This window comes from Mycoplana sp. 10N416, assembly GCF_056394765.1.
Window position 1 is genome coordinate 371,099 of record NZ_JBFTIM010000004.1, and the last position, 22,085, is coordinate 393,183.

Here is a 22,085-nt window from a genome sequence, read left to right on the forward strand (position 1 = left end):
GACGTGACGAAATCTGACCGCATCAGAGCTTCCAGCCGGAATGAAGGGCGGCGATGCCGCCGGTATAGTTGGTGAAGGAGACCCGCGAGAACCCGGCCTTGCGGATCATCTCGGCAAAGTCCTGCTGGTTCGGAAACTTGCGGATGGATTCGACCAGGTACTGGTAGGGTTCGGCCTCTCCGGTGATCATCTTGCCGAACTGCGGGATCGCCTTGAACGACCAGGCGTCGTAGAAGCGGTCGAGCAGCGGCACCTCGACTTCGGAGAATTCCAGCACGAGCAGCCGGCCGCCGCGCTTGAGCACGCGGTAAGCCTCCGAGAGGGCGACGTCGATGCGCGGCACGTTGCGGATGCCGAAGGCGATCGTGTAGGCGTCGAAGGAATTGGCCTCGAAGGGCAGTTCCTCGGCATTGGCCTCGACGAAATCGAGATTGGCGGAAAGCCCCTTCTTCGCCGCGCGATCGGCGCCGACGGCGAGCATCGAGCCGTTGATGTCGAGCACGGTGGCGTGCGCCAGCCGATCCGAGGCCTCGATGATGCGAAACGCGATGTCGCCGGTGCCGCCGGCGACGTCGAGCGTGCGGTAGGCCGGGTCCTTGCGCGGGTTGAGGGCGGCGATCATCGCGTCCTTCCAGGCCCGGTGCAGGCCGGCGGACATGATGTCGTTCATGATGTCGTAGCGCTTGGCGACCTTGTGGAAGACGTCGTTGACGAGCGCCTGCTTCTCGCCCGCACCCACCTGGCGGAAACCGTAGGAGGTTTCCATGCCGCCATTCGCCGACGTGCGTTCCCGATCGCTCATGCCTGTCTCCACCTGATGCGCCGCCGGCGGTGTGCCGCTCGCGCCGCGGTTGCGCGCCGGCGCGATTTCGGCCTGCGGCATCGTCGCGCTGGTATATAGAATAAAGATGGGCGATAGGGAATTGCCGGGCTGCGGCAAATGCGCCGCACGGTTAAATCCCTTCAAGGAGCTGACGATGCCGGAATTGCCGGAGGTGGAGACGGTCAGGCGCGGGCTGGCGCCGGTGATGGAGGGGGCGGTGATCGCGCGCGCCGAGCTTAGGCGACCGGACCTGCGCTTTCCGTTTCCCGATCGTTTCGCCGAGGTCGTCACCGGGCGAAGGGTGCTCGCGCTCGGGCGACGGGCGAAGTATCTGCTGATCGATCTCGAGGGTGGCGATGTCATCATCGCCCATCTCGGCATGTCGGGCTCCTTCCGCGTGGCGGAGGGGACGGGCGAGGCGGTGCCCGGCGATTTCCATGTGCCGCGCGGCAAGGACGAGCGGCACGACCATGTGGTGCTGCATCTTCAGGCCGAGGGTGGCCCGCGCCGTGTCATCTATAATGACCCACGCCGTTTCGGATTCATGGATCTCGCCCGGCGCGAGGCGCTCACCGAACATCCCTATCTGCGCGATCTCGGCGAGGAGCCAACCGGCAACGCGCTCGACGCGCTCTATCTCGCCGCGCGCTTCCGCGGCAGGAGCCTGCCGTTGAAGGCGGCGCTGCTCGACCAGAAGACGATCGCCGGCCTCGGCAATATCTATGTGTGCGAGGCGCTGTGGCGGGCGCATCTGTCGCCGGAGCGGGCCGCGGGCACGCTGGTGACGGCGGCGGGCAAGCCGAGAAAGGAACTCTCGCTTCTGACGGAGGCGATCCGCGCGGTGATCGCCGAGGCGATCGAAGCGGGCGGTTCGACGCTCCGCGACCACATCCGCGCCGACGGCTCGCTCGGCTACTTCCAGCATTCGTTTTCGGTCTACGATCGGGAGGGGCAAGCCTGCCGCACGCCCGGCTGCAAGGGCACCATCGGCCGCATCGTCCAGAGCGGGCGCTCGACATTCCAGTGTGCGGCCTGCCAGAAATAGCGTCTTGGTACGGACAAAGGCGGCTCGGTTGGGCGGCAGTCGTGCCGCCCGGCCAAAAGTGCAGAAAAGCCCGAATTCTGAATCGGTCCAGCGCATATGCCGGTGTGGCATTTCTTCAATTTGCGCGTTGACGTGCCTGCCAATTCCCGCTATACGCCGGCCACAGTTTTGGAAAGCCCCTTCCAAGGTTTTCCGATATTGCTCCCGAATTGCTTGAATGACAGGTCGCAGTGACCCGGCACGGCGAAGGCGGAGTTTGTGTCTGGTATCTGAAGAGAGGCATCCATGGCCAATACCACTTCGGCGAAGAAGGCGACCCGCAAGATCGCTCGCCGCACCGCAGTCAACAAGGCTCGCCGTTCGCGCGTCCGCACTTTCGTCCGTCAGGTCGAGGAGGCAATCGCCTCCGGCGATGCTGCCGCGGCCGCTGCGGCGCTGAAGGCAGCCCAGCCGGAATTGATGCGCGCCGCCACGAAGGGCGTGCTGCATTCCAACACCGCTTCGCGCAAGGTTTCGCGACTCGCCAACCGCGTGAAGGCCCTCTCGGCCTGATATCACAGCGCGAGCTATGCAAATTTGGAGGAGCCCGGCGGATTCGCCGGGCTTTTTCTTTGCCTTTTTGTCGCCGCTATGGTTAACGTGCAAAGCTGCTCCATGTCAGCGTGATGACAGAAGAAATGCTTTAAAAACAAAGGCTTGCGCGAGGATGCTGGCTGGGATGCCACCTAGGGTGGGGGCAATTGCGGCGGCTTATGAGTCAAGCGAATAATTATTTTTTTTGATTCGCGCACCCGTTGAAACCCCGGAAAAATCAAAGCCATTGATTCATAACAGATTCTTCGAAACGCCCGGTTTCCTGAGTCAAATTGCGTCACCAGAGTCAACGGCCACGGCTTAATATTGCGTAAAATAGGGCATTGATTCTACCGTTTGATCCTGCCTAAATGCCTTCCACAGGGGGCGCACACGCAAGCATATAGAAACGCCAAACACTGCTCGTTCGGGTGGTGGGAGACGGTTCGACCCTGTAGCGGAGTGCATAGCTCCGTCTCATCTGACACCGGAAGCAGCTGACCGGCCGCCGCGCGAAGGGGGCCGGAACGGTAATTTTTTGCCGTCCAACAGCCGTGTCCGGTGGAGCCGCGAGGACGGCAGCCACGAGGAGGCCGGATGAGGGAATGCCGCGCGCGATCGGTACGAGGAGTTCGCGTCGTGGAAGGGCAGTTTGGACGGCGCGGCCGATGGCCGCGACCGCTGGATCTGCCCAAAAAATGTTGGCCGCGTCCGGCAGTGGGGGCGACGCGACCGGCAATAACCGAGACCGCCTGCCGATGGCTCCGGCAGAGGCGGTGGAGGATGGACATATAAAAGGGTGCCGGCATGACTTGCCGGCGCATCGACTGAACTTGAAAGGCGGCAAAATGCAAACGAACACGGCTACGTCTGTAGGTGCATTCGGAAACGGGGATCACGCACTTAATGCAATCGCGGAAGGAAGCGATAAGCCAGGGGACAAGTCCGAGACCAAGCATGACGCCCTCTTTGAGCGGGTCAGCGCGCGCCTCAAGGCGCAGGTCGGCCAGGATGTCTATGCCAGCTGGTTCGGCCGGCTGAAGCTTCACTCCCAGTCCAAGAGCGTCGTGCGGCTGTCCGTGCCGACGACCTTCCTCAAATCCTGGATCAACAACCGCTATCTCGACCTCATCACCTCGCTCTTCCAGCAGGAAGACGCGGAAATCCTGAAGGTTGAAATCCTGGTCCGTACCGCGATGCGTGGCACCCGCCCCGGCGCGGAGGAGGTTGCGACGGCAACCGAAGTCGCGCCGGCCGTCCAGCCGCGCCGCGCCGCCGGTCCGCAGCCGATCGCCCAGGTCGCCGCCGGTATCACGCCGCCGGCCGCGCCGCAGCGTCAGCCGACGCAAGCCGGCACGCTCTTCGGGTCGCCGCTCGACCCGCGCTACACGTTCGATGGCTTCGTCGAGGGTTCGTCCAACCGGGTGGCGCTCGCCGCTGCCAAGACGATCGCGGAAGCCGGCGCCGGTGCTGTGCGGTTCAATCCGCTGTTCATCCATTCCAGCGTCGGCCTCGGCAAGACCCATCTCCTGCAGGCGATCGCCAATGCGGCCCTTTCGAGCGCCCGCAGCCCGCGCGTCGTCTACCTGACCGCCGAATACTTCATGTGGCGCTTTGCCACCGCGATCCGCGACAACGACGCGCTGTCGCTGAAGGAGACGCTGCGCAACATCGACCTGCTGGTCATCGACGACATGCAGTTCCTGCAGGGCAATTCGATCCAGAACGAGTTCTGTCACCTCCTCAACATGCTGCTCGATTCTGCCAAGCAGGTCGTCGTCGCGGCCGATCGGGCACCCTGGGAGCTGGAATCGCTCGATCCGCGCGTGCGCTCCCGCCTGCAGGGCGGCGTGGCGATCGAAATGGAGGCGCCGGACTACGAGATGCGCCTTGATATCCTAAAGCGTCGCCTCGAAGTCGCCCGCCAGGAGGACGCATCGCTCGACATCCCGGCCGACATCCTCAGCCATGTCGCCCGCAACATCACCGCGAGCGGCCGCGAGCTTGAGGGAGCCTTCAACCAGCTCCTGTTCCGCCGCACCTTCGAGCCGCAGCTGACGGTCGAGCGCGTCGACGAGCTGCTGGCGCACCTGGTTGCCGCCGGCGAGCCCCGCCGGGTGCGCATCGAGGACATCCAGCGTGTCGTCGCCAAGCACTACAACGTCTCGCGCCAGGAACTGGTGTCGAGCCGGCGCACGCGTGTCGTCGTGATGCCGCGCCAGATCGCCATGTATCTGTCGAAGACCTTGACGCCGCGTTCCTTCCCGGAGATCGGCCGGCGTTTCGGCGGTCGTGACCACACGACGGTGCTGCACGCCGTGCGCAAGATCGAGGATCTGATCGCCGGCGACACCAAGCTCAGCCACGAGATCGAGCTGCTGAAGCGCCTGATCAACGAATAAGCCGGAGCCCGCCTGGGGGTGCGGCCCTTGAGCCCGGGGAGTACGAGGCCCCGGGCTTCTTTTTGCCTATTGCTTGCATAGCCGGCTAAAAGCGCGGCGAGCGGAGCCTTTCTGGGCTGCTCGCCGCGTTTTCGATTTCTTTGGCTTGTCGCACGTCTCGTCCCAAACCGGCTGCACTTTCGGCAGCATGCCTTGGCACCGGAGGTCTGCGTGCGAATCCGGCTGTTGTTTGCTGTCGCCTGTCGACGGCCGCGGGTCGCAGCGCCGGGCGCAGCAATCGCTTGCGCCCGGGCTAGTGGGAACCGTTACGCCCTCGTCTCACCAGACGGGGCGGCTGCCAACGGTCAAACGCCTGCGTTATAGGCGGCCAGCGCCGCCATGTTGACGATGTCGCTATCCTTTGCGCCCATCGAGACGATCTGGACCGGCTTGTCGAGGCCGACCAGCAGCGGGCCGATCACGGTCGAGCCGCCGAGTTCCTGCAGCATCTTCGTCGAGATCGATGCGGAGTGGAACGCCGGCATGACCAGCACGTTGCCGGGCCCGGAGAGGCGGCAGAACGGATACTGCTCCATGATCTTCGGGTTCAGGGCCACGTCGGCGGCCATTTCGCCGTCGAATTCGAAGTCGACGCGGCGCTTGTCGAGGATCTTCACCGCTTCGCGCACACGCTCGGAACGCTCGCCCGTCGGGTGGCCGAAGGTCGAATAGGCGAGCATGGCGACGCGCGGCTCGTAGCCGAGCTTGCGGGCAAGGCCGGCGGCCTCCTCGGCGATGTCGGCCAGTTCCTCCGCCGAGGGCATGTCGTGCACGGCGGTGTCGGCGACCAGCACGGTGCGGCCGCGGCAGAGCGCCAGCGAGGCGCCGATGACGCGGTGGCCGGGCTTGGGGTCGATGCAGCGGCGCACGTCCTCGAGCGCGGTGGAGTAGTTGCGCGTCAGCCCGGTGACCATCCCGTCCGCATCGCCGAGCGCCACCATGCAGGCGGCGAAATGGTTGCGGTCGTTGTTGATCAGCCGCTGGGCATCGCGGAAGAGGTAGCCCTTCCGCTGCAGGCGGGCGTAGAGATAGTCGGTATAGGCGTCGTTGCGCTTGGAGATGCGGGCGTTGAGCAGTTCGATCCCCGGCCGGTCGAGAACGATGCCGGCCTTTTCGGCGACGCTGCGCATGCGATCCTCGCGGCCGAGCAGGATGGCGGTGCCGAGCTGCTGGTTGGCGTAGGAGACGGCCGCCCGCATCATCTGCTCTTCCTCGCCCTCGGCGAAGACGACGCGCTTCGGATGCCGGCGCACGCGCGCATAGATGTTCTGCAGGGTCGAGGCGATCGGATCGCGCCGTGCCTTCAACTCGCGCGCATAGGCGTCGAGGTCGAGCAGCGGTCGGCGGGCGACGCCGGTGTCCATCGCAGCCTTCGCCACGGCGACGGGAATGGCCGAGATCAGGCGCGGGTCGAACGGAACCGGGATGATGTACTGCGCGCCGAAGCGGGGGCGGTTGCCCTGATAGGCGGCGGCGACGTCGTCGGGCACGTCCTGCTTGGCGAGGCTCGCCAGCGCCTCGGCGGCGGCGATCTTCATCGCGTCGTTGATCGTCGTGGCGCGGACATCGAGTGCGCCGCGGAAGATATAGGGGAAGCCGAGGACGTTGTTGACCTGGTTCGGATAGTCCGACCGTCCCGTTGCGACGATGGCGTCGTTGCGGATGCGGGCGACCTCTTCCGGGGTGATCTCCGGATCGGGGTTGGCCATGGCGAAGATGATCGGCTGCGGCGCCATCGACTTCACCATCTCCGCCGTCAGCGCCCCCTTGGCCGACAGCCCGAAGAACACGTCGGCGCCCACCAGCGCCTCTTTCAGGCTGCGGCGGTCGGTCTTGACCGCATGCGCCGACTTCCACTGGTTCATGCCGTCTTCGCGGCCCTGGTAGATGACGCCCTTGGTGTCGCAGAGGATGACGTTATCAGGCGCGAAGCCCATCGCCTTGATCAGTTCGACGCAGGCGATCGCCGCCGCTCCGGCGCCGTTGCAGACGAGCTTCGTCGTCTTGAAGTCGCGCCCCGTCAGCGCCAGCGCGTTGATCAGGCCGGCGGCGGCGATGATGGCGGTGCCGTGCTGGTCGTCGTGGAACACCGGGATGTCCATCAGTTCGCGCAGCCGCTGCTCGATGATGAAGCAGTCCGGCGCCTTGATGTCCTCGAGGTTGATGCCGCCGAAGGAGGGGCCGAGATAGCGGACGCAGTTGATGAACTCGTCGACGTTTTCGGTGTCGACCTCGAGATCGATCGAATCGACGTCGGCGAAGCGCTTGAAGAGGACGGACTTGCCTTCCATCACCGGCTTGGAGGCGAGTGCGCCGAGATTGCCGAGGCCGAGGATCGCCGTGCCGTTGGAGATGACGGCGACCATGTTGCCGCGCGTCGTGTAGTCATAGGCGCGCGAGGGATCCTCGGCGATCGCCTTGACCGGAGCGGCGACGCCCGGCGAATAGGCGAGCGACAGGTCGCGCTGCGTCGCCATCGGTTTGGTCGGCGTGATTTCCAGCTTGCCGGGCCGGCCATGGACGTGAAAATCCAGTGCTTCCTGATCGGTTACGCTCGCAACTGCCCGTTTCGTCTTGCTGGTGTCCGCCATCGGTCTCCCCATGTCTTGAAGTAAGCTCCTGTGGGAAGCGTGCGTGCGACACCCCTCAGGTGTTGTGTTCTATAGCGACCCGCGGCTAGGGTGACACTTCTTTTTTTCGTTGAACAGTCTTTCCGTGAACGACCAAATCCTGCGTAACAGCGACATACTGACGACCGCCGAGCTCGCCAGCCAGGCAAGCCGCGCATCGGCGACGCCGATGATGGAGCAGTATATCGAAATCAAAGCGAACAATCCCGACAGTCTGCTCTTCTACCGCATGGGCGATTTCTACGAGCTGTTCTTCCAGGACGCCGTGGATGCGGCGCGGGCGCTGGGGATCACCCTGACAAAGCGCGGCCAGCACATGGGGCAGGATATCCCGATGTGCGGCGTGCCGATGCATGCGGCCGACGATTACCTGCAGAAGCTGATCGCGCTCGGCTTTCGCGTTGCCGTCTGCGAGCAGGTCGAGGATCCGGCCGAGGCGAAGAAGCGCGGTTCGAAATCGGTGGTCCGCCGCGACGTGGTTCGGCTCGTCACGCCCGGCACGCTGACGGAGGAGAAGCTGCTCTCGCCGTGGGACGCCAACTACCTGATGACGCTGTCGCGCATCCGCGGCGGCGCGGTACCGGCGCTTGCGCTGGCCTGGATCGACATCTCGACCGGTGTTTTCCGGCTGGCCGAGACCACGCAGCAGCGATTGCTCGCCGACATCCTGCGCATCGAACCGCGCGAACTGATCGTGCCTGACACGCTGTTCCACGATCCGGAATTCCGCCCCGTGATCGACGTGCTCGGCCGGGTCGCCGTGCCCCAGCCGGCGGTGCTGTTCGACAGTGCCACGGCGGAAGCGCGGATCGCCCGTTACTTCGACGTCGGCACGCTCGATGGCTTCGGCTCGTTCTCGCGCGCCGAGCTTTCGGCGGCGTCCGCGGCGGTCGCCTATGTCGAGAAGACGCAGATTGCCGAGCGCCCGCCTCTGGGGCCGCCGGAGCGCGAAAGCTCGGCCTCGACGCTCTTCATCGACCCGGCGACGCGAACCAATCTGGAACTGGTGCGCACGCTGTCGGGCGAAAAGAGCGGCACGCTGCTGAAGGCGCTCGACCGCACCGTGACGAGCGGCGGCGCCCGGCTGCTGGCCGAGCGGCTGATGTCACCGCTGACCGACCCGGAGCCGGTCAACGAACGGCTCGATTCGATCGCCGCGCTCCTGGAGCGGCCGTCGTTTGCCTCCGACCTTCGCGATATGCTCAAGCTCTTGCCGGACATGCCGCGGGCACTGTCGCGGCTGGCACTCGGCCGCGGCGGACCGCGCGACCTCGGCGCCCTGCTGCACGGTCTGCGGGCCTCGGATGCCGTGGCGCGGATGATGGCCGGGCAGGGGCTGGAAGGGGAACTGGACGCAGCCCTTGCCGCGATCGCCGCACTACCCTCTGCCCTCACGCAGCAGCTTGAAGGCATGCTCGGCGAAGAACTGCCGCTCCTGAAGCGAGACGGCGGCTTCATCCGCGAGGGCGCGGATGCAGAACTCGACGAGATGCGGGCCTTGCGCGACCAGTCGCGCCGGGTGATCGCCGGACTGCAGCTGCAATATGCCGAGGAGACCGGCGTCAAGTCGCTGAAGATCAAGCACAACAACGTGCTCGGCTATTTCATCGAGGTTTCGGCGGGCAACGCTTCGGCGCTGACGGATGGCGACGAGGCGAAGGCCCGCTTCATCCATCGCCAGACGATGGCCGGCGCGATGCGCTTCACGACGACGGTGCTCTCCGAACTGGAGACGAAGATCGCCAATGCGGCCGACCGGGCGCTGGCGATCGAGCTTGCCGCCTTCGATGCTCTCACCGCGGCCGTCGTCGCCGAGGCCGATGCGATCAAGGCAGCAGCGCGTGCCCTTTCGGTGGTCGATGTCTCGCAAGGTTTGGCGGTGCTCGCCGAGGAGCAGGCCTATTGCCGGCCAGTCGTCGACCGCTCGAAGATGTTTGCCATCGTCGGTGGCCGCCATCCGGTGGTCGAGCAGGCGCTGCGCAAGCAGGCCGGTAATCCCTTCGTCGCCAATTCCTGCGACCTGTCGCCGAAGGGCGGCACGGGTACCAAGGGGGATGGTGCGATCTGGCTCCTGACCGGTCCGAACATGGGCGGTAAGTCGACCTTCCTGCGCCAGAATGCGCTGATCGCCATCCTGGCGCAGATGGGCTGCTACGTGCCCGCCGAAAGCGCGCATATCGGCATTGTCGACCGGCTGTTTTCCCGCGTCGGCGCCTCGGACGACCTGGCACGCGGGCGCTCGACCTTCATGGTCGAGATGGTCGAGACGGCGGCGATCCTCAACCAGGCGACCGAGCATTCGCTCGTCATCCTCGACGAGATCGGACGTGGCACGGCGACCTTCGACGGGCTTTCGATCGCCTGGGCGGCAGTCGAGCACCTGCACGAGGCCAACCGCTGCCGCGGCCTGTTCGCCACCCATTTCCACGAGCTGACGGTGCTGTCGGAAAAGCTCGCCCGCCTTTCCAATGCCACGATGCGGGTGAAGGAGTGGGACGGCGAAGTGATCTTCCTGCACGAGGTCGGACCGGGTGCGGCCGACCGCTCCTACGGCATTCAGGTGGCCCGGCTTGCCGGCCTGCCGGCGTCGGTGGTCGCGCGCGCCAAGGACGTGCTCGCCAAGCTGGAGGACGCTGACCGCAAGAACCCGGCAAGCCAGCTGATCGACGACCTGCCGCTGTTCCAGGTGGCGGTGCGCCGCGAAGAGGCGAAGAGCGCCGGCGTGTCGAAGGTGGACGAGATGCTGAAAGGGCTCAGCCCGGACGACATGTCGCCGCGCGAGGCTCTGGAGGCGCTCTATGCCCTGAAGCGGGAGGTCGGCAAAGGGTAGGTGTCGAGCCCGGTTGACCCCAGCGCCGGGAACGACTGTCGCGGCGCGCCGAAAAAGGCTATACGCCTAGCACCCAAGGGCGATGACCTGGCACTGAAGGGTGACGATGGAGCAACAGAAAGCGGGCGACCGGCATTCGATGGACAGCAAGGTTACTGCTCCGGGCCATTCGGGCCTGCTCGATATCGCCGCTCTCAAGGGGCGTTGCGAATTCATCGCAAGCGCGCATGCCGACTACCGCGACCAGATGCGCAAGGCGCTCCTCGGCGAACTGAAGAAGGCCTATACGGAAGGGCGCGAGCAGGCGCGCGAACTGCTGTCCGTCGACGGAAGCGGCCTTGCGTGTGCCGCGCGGCTCTCCTGGCTGCAGGACCAGATCATCACGGTGCTGCACGATTTTGCCTTGAACCACATCTTCAACGCCGCGATGGCGCCCGAGGCCGCGCGCATCACCGTGACCGCCGTCGGCGGTTACGGACGCGGCACACTGGCGCCCGGCTCGGACATCGATCTTCTCTTCCTGCTGCCGGCCAAGCCGGCGTCGTGGAGCGCGCCGGCAATCGAGTTCATGCTCTACATCCTGTGGGACATGGGGTTCAAGGTCGGCCACGCGACCCGCAATATCGAGGAGAGCGTGCAGCTCTCCAAGGGGGACATGACGATTCGCACCGCGATCCTCGAGGCCCGCTATCTCTGCGGCTCGCGCCCGCTGTTTGACGAGCTGTGGACGCGCTTTACGCGCGAGATCATGCGCGGCACCGGCCCGGAATTCATCGCCGCCAAGCTCAGCGAACGCGACGAGCGGCATCGCAAGGCGGGCGATACGCGCTACCTGGTGGAGCCGAACATCAAGGAGGGCAAGGGGGGGCTACGCGACCTGCACACGCTCTTCTGGATCGCCAAGTACCATTATCACGTCCGCGACACCGAGGAACTGGTGAAGCTCGGCGTGCTCTCCCGTCACGAGTTCAAGCTGTTCCAGAAGGCGGAAGACTTTCTCTGGGCCGTGCGCTGCCAACTGCACTTCCTGACGGGCAAGGCCGAGGAACGGCTTTCCTTCGACGTCCAGCCGGAAATCGCCGCCTCCCTCGGCTATCAGCCGCACCCCGGCCTGTCGGCGGTGGAGCGCTTCATGAAGCATTATTTCCTGGTGGCCAAGGACGTCGGCGACCTGACGCGGATCTTCTGCGCCACGCTGGAGGACCAGCAGGCCAAGGAAGCGCCGGGGATTTCGGCGGCGATCAACCGCTTTGCCCGCCGCAACCGCAAGATCCCGGGCACGCTCGATTTCGTCGACGATCGCGGGCGCATCACCATCGCCGACCCGGAGGTGTTCAAGCGTGATCCGGTCAACTTGATCCGGCTGTTCCACATCGCCGATATCAATGGGCTCGAGTTTCATCCCGACGCGCTGAAGCTCGTCACCCGGTCGCTGAAGCTGGTGAACAACGCGCTGCGCGAGAACGACGAGGCGAACCGGCTGTTCCTGTCGATCCTGACCTCGCCGCGCGATCCGACGCTGAGCCTCAGGCGCATGAACGAGTCGGGCGTGTTGGGCCGCTTCATCCCCGATTTCGGCAAGATCGTCGCGATGATGCAGTTCAACATGTATCACCACTATACGGTCGACGAGCACCTGATCCGCTCCGTCGGCGTGCTGTCTGCGATCGACCAGGGCCGCGAGGCCGAGGCGCATCCGCTCACCGCGCAGATCATGCCGGCGATCGAGGACCGCGTCTCGCTCTATGTGGCGGTGCTGCTGCACGACATCGCCAAGGGCCGGCCGGAGGACCATTCCGTTGCCGGCGCCCGGGTGGCGCGCAAGCTTTGCCAGCGCTTCGGGCTTTCACCGAAGCAGACCGAGACGGTCGTCTGGCTGATCGAAGAGCATCTGGTCATGTCGATGGTGGCGCAGACGCGCGACCTCAACGACCGCAAGACCATCGTCGACTTCGCCGACAAGGTGCGCTCGATGGAGCGGCTGAAGATGCTGCTCATCCTGACCGTCTGCGATATCCGCGCGGTGGGGCCCGGCGTCTGGAACGGCTGGAAGGGCCAGTTGCTGCGCACGCTCTACTACGAGACCGAACTGTTGCTTTCGGGCGGCTTTTCCGAAGTCTCCCGCAAGGAGCGCGCCAGGTTCGCGCGCGAGAGGCTGCACGAGGCGCTGGTCGACTGGAGCCAGAAGGATCGCGATGCCTATACCCAGCTGCACTACGATCCCTACCTTTTGACTGTGCCGCTGGAGGACCAGGCGCGCCACGCCGCGTTCATCCGCGGCGCCGATAAGGTGGGCCAGGCGCTCGCCACAATGGTGCGCACCGATTCCTTCCACGCCATCACGGAAATCACGGTGCTGTCGCCGGACCATCCGCGGCTCTTGACGGTGATCGCCGGCGCCTGTGCCGCAGCCGGGGCAAACATCGTCGATGCGCAGATCTTCACCACCTCGGACGGGCGCGCGCTCGACACGATCCTGGTCAACCGCGAGTTTCCAAACGATTCCGACGAAATGCGCCGTGCGGCCAGCATCGGCAAGATGATCGAGGATGTGCTCTCCGGCCGCAAGCGGCTGCCGGAAGTGATCGCGACGCGAACGCGCGGCCGCAAGCGCGCAAAGACCTTCGTTGTTCCGCCGGCGGTGACGATCTCGAACACGCTGTCGAACAAGTTCACCGTCATCGAGATCGAGTGCCTCGACCGTCCGGGCCTGCTCTCGGAGGTGACGGCGGTGCTCTCCGACCTGTCGCTCGACATCGCCTCCGCGCACATCACCACCTTCGGCGAGAAGGTGATCGACACCTTCTACGTGACCGATCTGCTCGGCCACAAGATCACCAACGAGAACCGGCAGAACAACATCGCCGCCCGCCTCAAGGCCGTCATGGCCGAGGAGGCGGACGAGGCGCGCGACCGGATGCCCTCCGGCATTCTCGCGCCGGTCGGCACGCAGGCAGGGACAAGAACCAAAGAATGAGTCTGGTCAGGAAATTCGCGACCGTCGGCGGAGCGACGCTCGGCAGCCGCATCCTCGGTTTCGCCCGTGAGACGCTGATGGCCGCCGCCCTCGGCACCGGCCCGATGGCCGACGCCTTCTATGCGGCGTTCCGCTTCCCCAACCTCTTCCGCCGGCTTTTTGCCGAAGGGGCCTTCAATGCCGCCTTCGTGCCGCTGTTTGCCAAGGAGATCGAGGCGGGCGGCATCGACGGGGCCAAGCGCTTTTCCGAGGAGGTGTTCGGCGTTCTGTTCACGGTGCTGATGATCATCACCATCGCCATGGAGCTGGCGATGCCATGGCTGGTGGCCTGGGTCATCGCGCCGGGCTTCGTCGGCGAACCGGAAAAGTTCGACGTGGCGGTGGAACTGGCGATCGTCATGTTCCCCTACCTGATGTGCATGTCGCTGACGGCGATGCTGTCGGGCATGCTGAACTCCCTGCATCACTATTTCGCCGCGGCCGTGGCGCCGGTGTTCCTCAACGTCGTGCTGATCGGCGCGCTCGGCCTTGCGCTCTACACCGGTGCCGCGCCGCTCGAAACCGCCTGGTATCTGTCCTGGGGCGTGCTTGCGGCCGGCGTGCTGCAGATGGCGGTGCTCTATGCCGGGGTGCGGCACGCCGGGATGCGCATCGGCTTCCGCCGGCCGCGGATGACGCCCAACGTCAAAAGGCTCCTGTGGCTGGCGCTGCCGGCGGCGGTGACCGGTGGCATCACCCAGATCAATCAGATCATCGGCCAGATGATCGCCTCCACCAAGGACGGGGCGATCTCGGTGCTGCAGTATGCCGACCGCGTCTACCAACTGCCGCTCGGCGTCGTCGGCATCGCCGTCGGCGTCGTGCTGTTGCCCGAGCTGGCGCGGGCGCTGAAGGCGGGCCATGAAAAGGAAGCCGGCAATCTGCAGAACCGCTCGATGGAGTTCGTGCTGTTTCTGACGCTGCCGGCGGCCGGCGCGCTCTGGGTGATCTCGGACGAGATCGTGCGGGTTCTCTACGAGCGCGGTGCGTTCTCGCCGGAGACGACCTCCGTCGTTGCCGGGACGCTGGCGATCTACGGTTTGGGACTTCCCGGCTTCGTGATGATCAAGGCGCTCAATCCGGGCTTCTTCGCCCGCGAGGACACCAAGACGCCGATGCGCATCACCATGCTCTCGGTCATCATCAATTGCGTGCTCGCCGTGTCGCTCTTTCCCTTCTTCTACGAGCGCGGCATCGCCACGGCCGAGGCGACCTCCGGCTGGCTGACGGCGATCTTCCTGTTCGCAACGCTCGTCCGGCGTGGCCACTGGCCGCTGGAGAAGGCGCTGGCCTGGCGCGTGGCGCGGCTTGTGATCGCGACGGTGATCATGGCGGTCTGCCTCGACTACGCCTCCGAGGCGCTCGCCGGCTGGCTGGCGCCGACGTCGCCGCTGCTCGACCAGGTCACAGCGCTCGGTGCGCTGGTCGCGCTTGCCATGGCGGTCTATTTCGGCGTGGCCTTCCTCATCGGCGGCGCCGATCTCCGCATGATCCGACGCAACATCGGGCGCAAGACCGCAAAGCCGGACGCGCCGGCAGGCGGCGACTGAGGCCGATCGCCCGTCACCGCGGAGCCCGACGCTCAACGCATGGCCACCGTCGTCGCCTTCTGCTTCTTCGAGCGCGCCCGACCGCCCCCGCAATAGTTCCAGCGCCGGCTCGGTCCGACGTCGACATGGACGATGCCGTTGCAATAGGTGCCGATGCCGCCGATGCCCGGCGCCGCCTTGGCCGCGGCGACGATCTTGCTCACCGAAACGCCGGGAACCCGGATGTCGGCCGCCATGCATTTGCGGTGATAGGAGCCGCGGCGGCCGCCGGTGCGATGACCGGAGGTAACGAGCGGGCGCCGGCCGGTCTTGGCGGCGATATACGCCAGGACCGCATGCAGTTTGCCCGGGAAGCAACTGTGCCGAACGCGGGGCGTCTGTGTCGCATAGGCCAGCGTGATGCGGGCCTTCGGCGTTCGCAACGGTACTTTCGTGTGATCACCGGCCTGCGCCTCGCCCATGACGAGCGACGAAAGCGTGAACAGGCCGGCCAGCAGGATGGAACAGGCATTTCGCATGATACCTCTCCCTTTGCCCGTCAGGCGTGCTGATCGGAGTCCCCCTTCTGCCCAAGCGAGAACTAAAATCCAGAAAAAGGCTTTTCTGCGGATAAAATTGCTAATATTAGATAATACTTAAGAAGTAGGGTAAACGCGGTGTCCGCTTGGCGCGATTACGCGCGCGGCCGGTGTTCTCTCCCAAGGGTCGCCCCTTGATTGTGGCTTTGTCGCCGTGCATAAGCGCCGGCGTGAACCTGTTGCAGCGATCGCTGCTTGGGCCCTCCACCAGCCTCACGAGGACAACATGACCACTTTCAAACCGCTCGTCTTTTCCGGCGTCCAGCCGACGGGCAATCTCCATCTCGGCAACTACCTCGGCGCGATTCGCAAGTTCGTCGCCCTGCAGGAAAGCAACGACTGCATCTACTGCGTCGTCGACCTGCATTCGATCACCGCGCAACTGGTCCACGACGACCTGCCCGGCCAGATCCGCTCGATCGCCGCCGCCTTCATTGCCTCCGGCATCGACCCGGAAAAGCATATTGTTTTCAATCAGTCAGCGGTGCCGCACCATGCCGAACTGGCATGGGTCTTCAATTGCGTCGCCCGCATCGGCTGGATGAACCGGATGACCCAATTCAAGGACAAGGCCGGCAAGGACCGCGAGAACGCCTCGCTCGGCCTGCTGGCCTATCCGAGCCTGATGGCGGCCGACATTCTCGTCTATCGCGCCACCCACGTGCCGGTCGGCGACGACCAGAAGCAGCATCTGGAGCTGGCCCGCGACATCGCCATGAAGTTCAACCTGGACTTCCAGGAGAAGATCCGCCGCACCGGAACCGGCATCGACATCACGGTCGGCGACGAGCCGGTGCATGCCTATTTTCCGATGGTCGAGCCGCTGATCGGCGGGCCGGCGCCACGCGTCATGAGCCTGCGCGACGGCACCAAGAAGATGTCGAAATCCGATCCCTCCGACCTGTCGCGCATCAACCTGATGGATGATGCCGATACGATCTCGAAGAAGATCCGCAAGGCCAAAACCGATCCGGACGCGCTGCCGAGCGAGGTCGAAGGACTGAAGGGCCGACCCGAGGCGGAGAACCTCGTCGGCATCTATGCTGCCCTTTCCGACCGATCGAAGGCGGACATTCTGGCTGAGTTCGGCGGCCAACAGTTTTCCGCCTTTAAGCCGGCGCTGGTCGACCTCGCCGTCAGCGTACTTTCGCCTATCACGGAGGAGATGCGCCGGTTGATGGACGACACCAGCCACATCGACGCCATCCTGCGTAGCGGCGGCGAGCGAGCGCGCGAGCGGGCGGAGAAGACAATGGGCGAAGTCTCCGACATCATCGGCTTCTTGCGCTGAGGTTGCAGTGCCTGCGCCCTTTTCCGGCGTGCCGGGAGAGGGCGAGGCTGGGCATCGAAGGCAAGCGGTACGTGGCTGGTCGCCTGACGTTGACGCTTGCCAATTCCCATTGTCGCGATTTGGTATAAGCTGCAATGGAATCGGCCGGAAGGTGAATGCACAATGGTATCGCAACGACTTTCACGCCTGGACGGCCATCGCCGGAAGTTCCTGGCGATCGTCGACGAAACGCCCGAGTGCCGGCGTGCGACCCACTATGCCGCCTCACGGGCGAAGAATTCCAACGGTGCCGTGGTGCTGCTCTACGTCATTCCCGCCGGCGATTTTCGCGAGTGGCTCGGGGTTGAAGAGATCATGCGGGCGGAAGCGCGCGAGGAAGCCGAAGCAATCCTTGCAAAGGTCGCCCAGTCGCTGCGCGAAACGCTCGGCATCGAACCGGAAACGGTGATCCGCGAGGGAAACGCAACCGAGCAGATCAACGCCCAGATCGAAGACGACCGGGACATCGCGATCCTGGTGCTGGCAGCCGGCGCGACGAAGGAGGGGCCGGGGCCGCTGGTCTCCTCGCTCGCCGGTCGCAGCGCGACCTTTGCGATCCCCGTGACGGTCATTCCGCAAGACCTGACAGACGAGGAGCTCGACGCGCTGAGTTGATCGGCTTGCGGCTGGCGAGCGCGTGAATTTGCCGCCGGTCCCTTGATGCGGCGCAGGGAAAAGTCTATCTTTCTTTTGAATAATTCTAAACAGTTCGCCGCGGGCACGGCCCAGCAGCATGGAGACGAAACGATGTTCATCCAGACCGAAACCACGCCGAACCCGGCGACCTTGAAGTTCTTGCCCGGCAAGATCGTGCTGGAGCAGGGCACGGCCGAGTTTCGCAGCGAGACGGAAGCCGCCGCCGCTTCGCCGCTCGCCGCGCGCCTGTTTGCCGTACCGGGCGTCACCGGTGTGTTCTTCGGCTACGACTTCATCACGGTCACCAAGGAGGACGCGGACTGGCAGCATCTGAAGCCGGCGATCCTCGGCACGATCATGGAGCATTTCATGTCCGGGCAGCCCATTCTTGCCGATGGGGCGTTGGGTGCCGAGGAGAACGAGGAAGGCGAATTCTACGACGAGGGCGACGAGGCGATCGTTGCCACCATCAAGGAGCTGCTGGCCACTCGCGTCCGTCCCGCGGTCGCGCAGGACGGCGGCGACATCACCTTCAAGGGTTATCGCGACGGCCGCGTCTATCTCAACATGAAAGGCGCCTGCTCCGGGTGCCCGTCGTCCACCGCCACGCTGAAACACGGTGTGCAGAAGCTGTTGCACCATTTCATACCGGAAGTGCAGGAAGTTGAAGCTGTCATGTAAATTCCGGCACCCGCCGACCGGGTGCCTCCGATGATCCTGCTGGCGATCGACACCTCCGGCAGCGGCTGCAACGCGGCCATCTACGACAGTGATGCGGACAAGACGCTTGGCGCTGCCGGCGAGGACATCGGCCGCGGCCATGCCGAGCGCCTGATGGAGTTCATCGACCTGGCGCTGGGCAATGCCGGTGTCGACCTGCCGCAGATCGAGCGGATCGCCGTTACGATCGGCCCGGGTTCCTTCACCGGCATCCGTGTGGGGGTCGCGGCCGCGCGCGGCCTGTCGCTGGCGCTCGGCATTCCCTCCGTCGGCGTCACGACGCTCGCCTGTCTGGCTGCGCAGCATCTGCGTGACCAGCCAGGGATGCCGGTGTTCGTCGCGATCGACGCCAAGCGCGGCGAAGCCTATTGCCAGCCCTTTTCGGCCGACGGCCAGCCCGGCGGCCAAGCGGCCGTGCTCTCCCTCGATGAAGCACGGATCGCTGCGGCCAAGGCAGGAGGCGCCGTCATCGGTTCGGCTGCGCCGCTGCTCGGCGATGGCGAGACGGTCGGCTTGCCGGACAGCCTCTCCATCGACATGGTCGCGCGGCTCGGCGCGCTTGCCGATCCCGCGGCCGATCGGCCGAAACCACTCTATCTTCGCGGCCCGGACGCCAAGCCCCAGGCCGGCTTTGCCATTGCGAGGGCCTGATTGCCGTGGCGCTGACCGACTTTTTCATTCGCAAGCCGGAGTTCGAAATCTTTCCGATAGCGGCGGGCGATCGCGGCGTGGCAGCAAGCCTGCACAAGGCGCGCTTCGCCCGCGCCTGGAGTGACGGCGAGTTTCATTCGCTGCTCGCCCAGGACACCGTCTTCGGCTTCGTCGCCTGGCAGGTGAACAAATCCGGTCGGTCGGCCGGCGGCTTCGTGCTGGCGCGGGCCACGGCAGGCGAGGCGGAGATCCTGACGATTAGCGTCGATGCGCGCTTCGAGCGCGCCGGCCTCGGCTGGCGGCTGATGCTGGCGGCATTGCGCGAGGCGCGCATGCGCGGCGCCGACGAGATCTTCCTCGAGGTGGATGAGGGCAACATCGCCGCGCTGAGGCTCTACGACAAGCTCGGCTTCATCAAGGTCGGCGAACGGAAAGCCTACTACGAGGGTGCCGGTGGACGGTCCACGGCGCTTGTCATGAGGCGCGATCTTCGCTAGTCCCCTTGTGAGCGGTGTCGCATTTCGATGCACACCGGCATGCTTGCGACGGGAATAATGCGAAATGACAGAACCGGAGAAAACGCTGGAAGAGCTTTGCGTCGAGCGCGGCATGCGCATGACCGAGCAGCGCCGCGTCATCGCCCGCGTGCTGGAGAGTTCTGCCGATCATCCCGACGTGGAGGAACTCTATCGCCGCTCGGCGGAGGTCGATCCGCGCATCTCGATCTCGACGGTCTACCGCACGGTGAAGCTGTTCGAGGATGCCGGCATCATCGAGCGTCATGATTTCCGCGACGGACGGTCGCGCTACGAGACGGTTCCCGAGGAGCACCACGATCATCTGATCGACCTGAAGAGCGGCCGGGTGATCGAGTTCCACTCGCCGGAAATCGAGGCGCTGCAGGAACGGATCGCGCGCGAGCATGGCTTCAAGCTCGTCGATCACCGGCTGGAGCTCTATGGCGTGCCCTTGAAGAAGGAGGGCGAGTAAGGCGGTCTGACGAGGCGCCGTCTGCTCGCAAGACCCGCTTGATCGCCTGGCTCCGCATCGTCCTTGCCCTTTCCTGCCTGGCGCTCGTGACGTTGGCGCTGCTGCCGGTCCAACTCGTTGCCCTCCACCTCGACCTGAGGCTTCGCCGGCGCATTCCACGGCTATGGCATCGCGCGGCCTGCCGGCTGATCGGGTTGAAGGTGCGGGTGCATGGAACGTTGGAGCGGCGCCGGCCGCTGATGCTGGCGGCCAACCACGCGTCCTGGAAGGACATTCTCGTGCTCGGCTCGATTGCCGATGTCGTCTATATCGCCAAGGCCGAGGTGCGGGGCTGGCCGGTCTTCGGCCTTCTCGCCCGTCTCCAGGCGTCGATCTTCGTCGTGCGCGAGGAGAAGCGCAAGACCGGCGAGCAGGTCAACGACATCGCCGGGCGTCTCGCCGGCGGCGAGGTCGTCGTTCTGTTTCCGGAGGGCACGACCTCGGACGGCAACCGGCTCTTGGAGATCAAGACCTCGCTGTTCGGTGCCGCCGCCACCGCCGCCTCCGCGGCACCGGGCGGCACGGTTTTCATCCAGCCGGTTTCGATTGCCTATACCGGTGTTCACGGCATGGCGATGGGGCGCTATCATCGCCCGATCGCCGCCTGGCCAGGCGACATCGCGATGATCCCGCATCTGCTCGGCATCCTGAAGGAGGGTGCGCTCGACGTGGATGTCGATTTTGGCGAGATGATCGTCTACGACCCGTCGAGCAACCGCAAGGTCGTCAGCCGCGAGGTGGAGGCACGAATCCGCAAGATGCTCGGCGATCGGCTGCGTGGGCGGTGAAAGGGCTTCAATTTCCGGGCCATTTCGACTAAAGAGCCGCCATGACCGACCAGATTTCCGCCACCGAGATGGCCGAGCAGAAGCAGCCAGCGATCGCCAACACCCGCAAGGTGTTCGTGAAGACCTATGGCTGCCAGATGAACGTCTACGACAGCGAGCGCATGACGGATGCGCTGTCGAAGGACGGCTACGAGGCGACTACCACGCTCGAGGACGCCGATCTCGTCCTCCTCAACACCTGCCACATCCGGGAGAAGGCGGCGGAAAAGGTCTACTCGCAACTCGGCCGCCTGCGCGACATGAAGAAGGCGCGCGCCAAGGAAGGCCGCGAATTCATGATCGGCGTCACCGGCTGCGTCGCCCAGGCCGAAGGCGACGAGATCCTGCGCCGCGCGCCGGCGGTCGACCTCGTCATCGGCCCGCAGACCTACCATCGCCTGCCGGAGGCGCTCAGGCGCGCCAAGCAGGGCGAGCGCGTCGTCGAGACCGACTACGCGATCGAGGACAAGTTCGACCATCTGCCCGCGCCACAGAAGGCGCAGACCCGCGCCCGCGGCGTCACGGCGTTCCTGACGGTGCAGGAGGGCTGCGACAAGTTCTGCACCTTCTGCGTCGTGCCCTATACGCGCGGCTCCGAAGTCTCCCGCCCGATGGCCAAGATCGTTGCCGAAGCGGAGAGACTGGTCGAGGCCGGCGTGCGCGAGATCACCCTGCTCGGTCAGAACGTCAATGCCTGGCACGGGATCGGTCCCGACGGCGTCGAACTGGGGCTCGGCGCCCTGCTTGGCCGCTTGTCCGAGATCGACGGGCTGGCGCGCATCCGCTACACGACCAGCCATCCGCGCGACATGGACGACGCTTTGATTGCCGCCCACCGCGACCTGCCGAAGCTGATGCCCTATCTGCACCTGCCGGTGCAGTCGGGCTCGGACCGCATCCTCAAGGCGATGAACCGGCGCCACACGGCGGCCGAGTACGTCGCGCTGATCGAGCGCATCCGTGCCGTCCAGCCCGATCTCGCCATTTCCGGTGACTTCATCGTCGGCTTCCCCGGCGAGAGCGAGGCGGACTTCGAGGACACGATGGCGCTCGTGCGCAAGGTCGGCTACGCGCAGGCGTTCTCGTTCAAGTATTCGACCCGGCCGGGCACGCCGGGCGCGGAGATGGACGGGCAGGTCCCGGAAGGTGTAAAGTCCGAACGCCTTGAAAGATTGCAGGCCCTGCTGTTCGAACAGCAGACGGCCTTCGCCGCAGGTTGCGTCGGCAAGAATATCGACCTTCTGCTTGAAAAACCGGGGCGCATGCCCGGCCAACTCGTCGGACGTTCGCCCTGGTTGCAGCCTGTTAATATTGATGCAAAAGGTTCCGAAATCGGTGACATTATAAGGGTGCGAATCACCGGTGCCGGCCCCAACAGCCTCTTCGCTGAGGCGATCGGTTGATGG

Annotated in this window: 17 protein-coding genes; 14 read left to right on the plus strand and 3 right to left on the minus strand. The window is 65.1% G+C overall.

Translation table 11 applies throughout. From position 1 onward, the window contains the following. Positions 1-22: 22 nt before the first annotated feature. Positions 23-802 carry a bifunctional demethylmenaquinone methyltransferase/2-methoxy-6-polyprenyl-1,4-benzoquinol methylase UbiE gene (gene ubiE / locus AC1DDS_RS11070; RefSeq protein ID WP_477478949.1) on the minus strand — a complete coding sequence of 260 codons (780 nt, stop codon included), beginning with the start codon at positions 800-802 and terminating at the stop codon, positions 23-25. 175 nt (positions 803-977) lie between these two features. Here ubiE and mutM point away from each other — a divergent pair, with 175 nt between their 5' ends. The 3 genes from mutM to dnaA all read left to right on the plus strand — a co-directional run bounded on the left by mutM (position 978) and on the right by dnaA (position 4,843). Further along, positions 978-1,868 carry a bifunctional DNA-formamidopyrimidine glycosylase/DNA-(apurinic or apyrimidinic site) lyase gene (gene mutM / locus AC1DDS_RS11075; protein ID WP_477478950.1) on the plus strand — a complete coding sequence of 297 codons (891 nt, stop codon included), beginning with the start codon at positions 978-980 and terminating at the stop codon, positions 1,866-1,868. A gap of 285 nt (positions 1,869-2,153) precedes the next feature. Then, entirely contained in the window at positions 2,154-2,420 is a 267-nt protein-coding gene (gene rpsT / locus AC1DDS_RS11080) for a 30S ribosomal protein S20 (protein ID WP_310411665.1), read from the plus strand. A gap of 869 nt (positions 2,421-3,289) precedes the next feature. After that, entirely contained in the window at positions 3,290-4,843 is a 1,554-nt protein-coding gene (gene dnaA, locus AC1DDS_RS11085) for a chromosomal replication initiator protein DnaA (RefSeq protein ID WP_310411662.1), read from the plus strand. Positions 4,844-5,187: 344 nt separating this feature from the next. On the opposite strand, the gene AC1DDS_RS11090 is transcribed toward dnaA, so the two are convergent. Next, entirely contained in the window at positions 5,188-7,473 is a 2,286-nt protein-coding gene (locus AC1DDS_RS11090; RefSeq protein WP_477478951.1) for an NADP-dependent malic enzyme, read from the minus strand. 124 nt (positions 7,474-7,597) lie between these two features. Here AC1DDS_RS11090 and mutS point away from each other — a divergent pair, with 124 nt between their 5' ends. The 3 genes from mutS to murJ all read left to right on the plus strand — a co-directional run bounded on the left by mutS (position 7,598) and on the right by murJ (position 14,908). Continuing rightward, positions 7,598-10,342, plus strand: coding sequence for a DNA mismatch repair protein MutS (mutS, locus tag AC1DDS_RS11095; protein ID WP_477478952.1), 2,745 nt, complete (start codon positions 7,598-7,600; stop codon positions 10,340-10,342). Positions 10,343-10,481: 139 nt separating this feature from the next. Continuing rightward, complete coding sequence (locus AC1DDS_RS11100; RefSeq protein WP_477479019.1) at positions 10,482-13,319, plus strand: [protein-PII] uridylyltransferase; 2,838 nt, start codon at positions 10,482-10,484, stop codon at positions 13,317-13,319. Next, positions 13,316-14,908, plus strand: coding sequence for a murein biosynthesis integral membrane protein MurJ (gene murJ, locus AC1DDS_RS11105; protein WP_477478953.1), 1,593 nt, complete (start codon positions 13,316-13,318; stop codon positions 14,906-14,908). The genes AC1DDS_RS11100 and murJ overlap by 4 nt, the downstream gene beginning before the upstream one ends. 32 nt (positions 14,909-14,940) lie before the next feature. On the opposite strand, the gene AC1DDS_RS11110 is transcribed toward murJ, so the two are convergent. Beyond that, the gene (locus tag AC1DDS_RS11110) at positions 14,941-15,426 is read right to left on the minus strand and encodes a YcbK family protein (protein WP_477478954.1); all 486 of its coding nucleotides are present in this window, start codon (positions 15,424-15,426) and stop codon (positions 14,941-14,943) included. Positions 15,427-15,712: 286 nt separating this feature from the next. Between AC1DDS_RS11110 and trpS the strand changes: the two genes are divergently transcribed. The 8 genes from trpS to miaB all read left to right on the plus strand — a co-directional run bounded on the left by trpS (position 15,713) and on the right by miaB (position 22,082). Further along, entirely contained in the window at positions 15,713-16,777 is a 1,065-nt protein-coding gene (gene trpS / locus AC1DDS_RS11115; protein WP_477478955.1) for a tryptophan--tRNA ligase, read from the plus strand. A gap of 162 nt (positions 16,778-16,939) precedes the next feature. Beyond that, positions 16,940-17,431 (plus strand): universal stress protein, encoded by a 492-nt coding sequence (locus AC1DDS_RS11120; protein WP_310411646.1) that lies wholly within the window; start codon positions 16,940-16,942, stop codon positions 17,429-17,431. Between the two features lie 132 nt (positions 17,432-17,563). After that, entirely contained in the window at positions 17,564-18,133 is a 570-nt protein-coding gene (locus tag AC1DDS_RS11125) for a NifU family protein (protein ID WP_310411643.1), read from the plus strand. A gap of 30 nt (positions 18,134-18,163) precedes the next feature. Then, positions 18,164-18,823 carry a tRNA (adenosine(37)-N6)-threonylcarbamoyltransferase complex dimerization subunit type 1 TsaB gene (gene tsaB / locus AC1DDS_RS11130; protein ID WP_477478956.1) on the plus strand — a complete coding sequence of 220 codons (660 nt, stop codon included), beginning with the start codon at positions 18,164-18,166 and terminating at the stop codon, positions 18,821-18,823. 5 nt (positions 18,824-18,828) lie between these two features. Beyond that, positions 18,829-19,320 (plus strand): GNAT family N-acetyltransferase, encoded by a 492-nt coding sequence (locus AC1DDS_RS11135; RefSeq protein ID WP_477478957.1) that lies wholly within the window; start codon positions 18,829-18,831, stop codon positions 19,318-19,320. 64 nt (positions 19,321-19,384) lie between these two features. Next, positions 19,385-19,813 (plus strand): Fur family transcriptional regulator, encoded by a 429-nt coding sequence (locus tag AC1DDS_RS11140; protein WP_310411635.1) that lies wholly within the window; start codon positions 19,385-19,387, stop codon positions 19,811-19,813. A 38-nt stretch (positions 19,814-19,851) separates the two neighbouring features. After that, the gene (gene olsA / locus AC1DDS_RS11145) at positions 19,852-20,640 is read left to right on the plus strand and encodes a lyso-ornithine lipid O-acyltransferase (protein WP_477478958.1); all 789 of its coding nucleotides are present in this window, start codon (positions 19,852-19,854) and stop codon (positions 20,638-20,640) included. A 68-nt stretch (positions 20,641-20,708) separates the two neighbouring features. Then, positions 20,709-22,082, plus strand: a complete 1,374-nt coding sequence (miaB, locus tag AC1DDS_RS11150; RefSeq protein ID WP_477479020.1) for a tRNA (N6-isopentenyl adenosine(37)-C2)-methylthiotransferase MiaB — start codon at positions 20,709-20,711, stop codon at positions 22,080-22,082. Positions 22,083-22,085: the final 3 nt, after the last annotated feature.

Bases quoted from the DNA above. Each gene is read 5' to 3' on its own strand.
- ubiE (WP_477478949.1), bottom strand. From the start codon at position 802: ATGAGCGATCGGGAACGCACGTCGGCGAATGGCGGCATGGAAACCTCC.
- mutM (WP_477478950.1), top strand. From the start codon at position 978: ATGCCGGAATTGCCGGAGGTGGAGACGGTCAGGCGCGGGCTGGCGCCG.
- rpsT (WP_310411665.1), top strand. From the start codon at position 2,154: ATGGCCAATACCACTTCGGCGAAGAAGGCGACCCGCAAGATCGCTCGC.
- dnaA (WP_310411662.1), top strand. From the start codon at position 3,290: ATGCAAACGAACACGGCTACGTCTGTAGGTGCATTCGGAAACGGGGAT.
- AC1DDS_RS11090 (WP_477478951.1), bottom strand. From the start codon at position 7,473: ATGGCGGACACCAGCAAGACGAAACGGGCAGTTGCGAGCGTAACCGAT.
- AC1DDS_RS11100 (WP_477479019.1), top strand. From the start codon at position 10,482: ATGGACAGCAAGGTTACTGCTCCGGGCCATTCGGGCCTGCTCGATATC.
- murJ (WP_477478953.1), top strand. From the start codon at position 13,316: ATGAGTCTGGTCAGGAAATTCGCGACCGTCGGCGGAGCGACGCTCGGC.
- AC1DDS_RS11110 (WP_477478954.1), bottom strand. From the start codon at position 15,426: ATGCGAAATGCCTGTTCCATCCTGCTGGCCGGCCTGTTCACGCTTTCG.
- trpS (WP_477478955.1), top strand. From the start codon at position 15,713: ATGACCACTTTCAAACCGCTCGTCTTTTCCGGCGTCCAGCCGACGGGC.
- AC1DDS_RS11120 (WP_310411646.1), top strand. From the start codon at position 16,940: ATGGTATCGCAACGACTTTCACGCCTGGACGGCCATCGCCGGAAGTTC.
- AC1DDS_RS11125 (WP_310411643.1), top strand. From the start codon at position 17,564: ATGTTCATCCAGACCGAAACCACGCCGAACCCGGCGACCTTGAAGTTC.
- tsaB (WP_477478956.1), top strand. From the start codon at position 18,164: ATGATCCTGCTGGCGATCGACACCTCCGGCAGCGGCTGCAACGCGGCC.
- AC1DDS_RS11140 (WP_310411635.1), top strand. From the start codon at position 19,385: ATGACAGAACCGGAGAAAACGCTGGAAGAGCTTTGCGTCGAGCGCGGC.
- miaB (WP_477479020.1), top strand. From the start codon at position 20,709: ATGGCCGAGCAGAAGCAGCCAGCGATCGCCAACACCCGCAAGGTGTTC.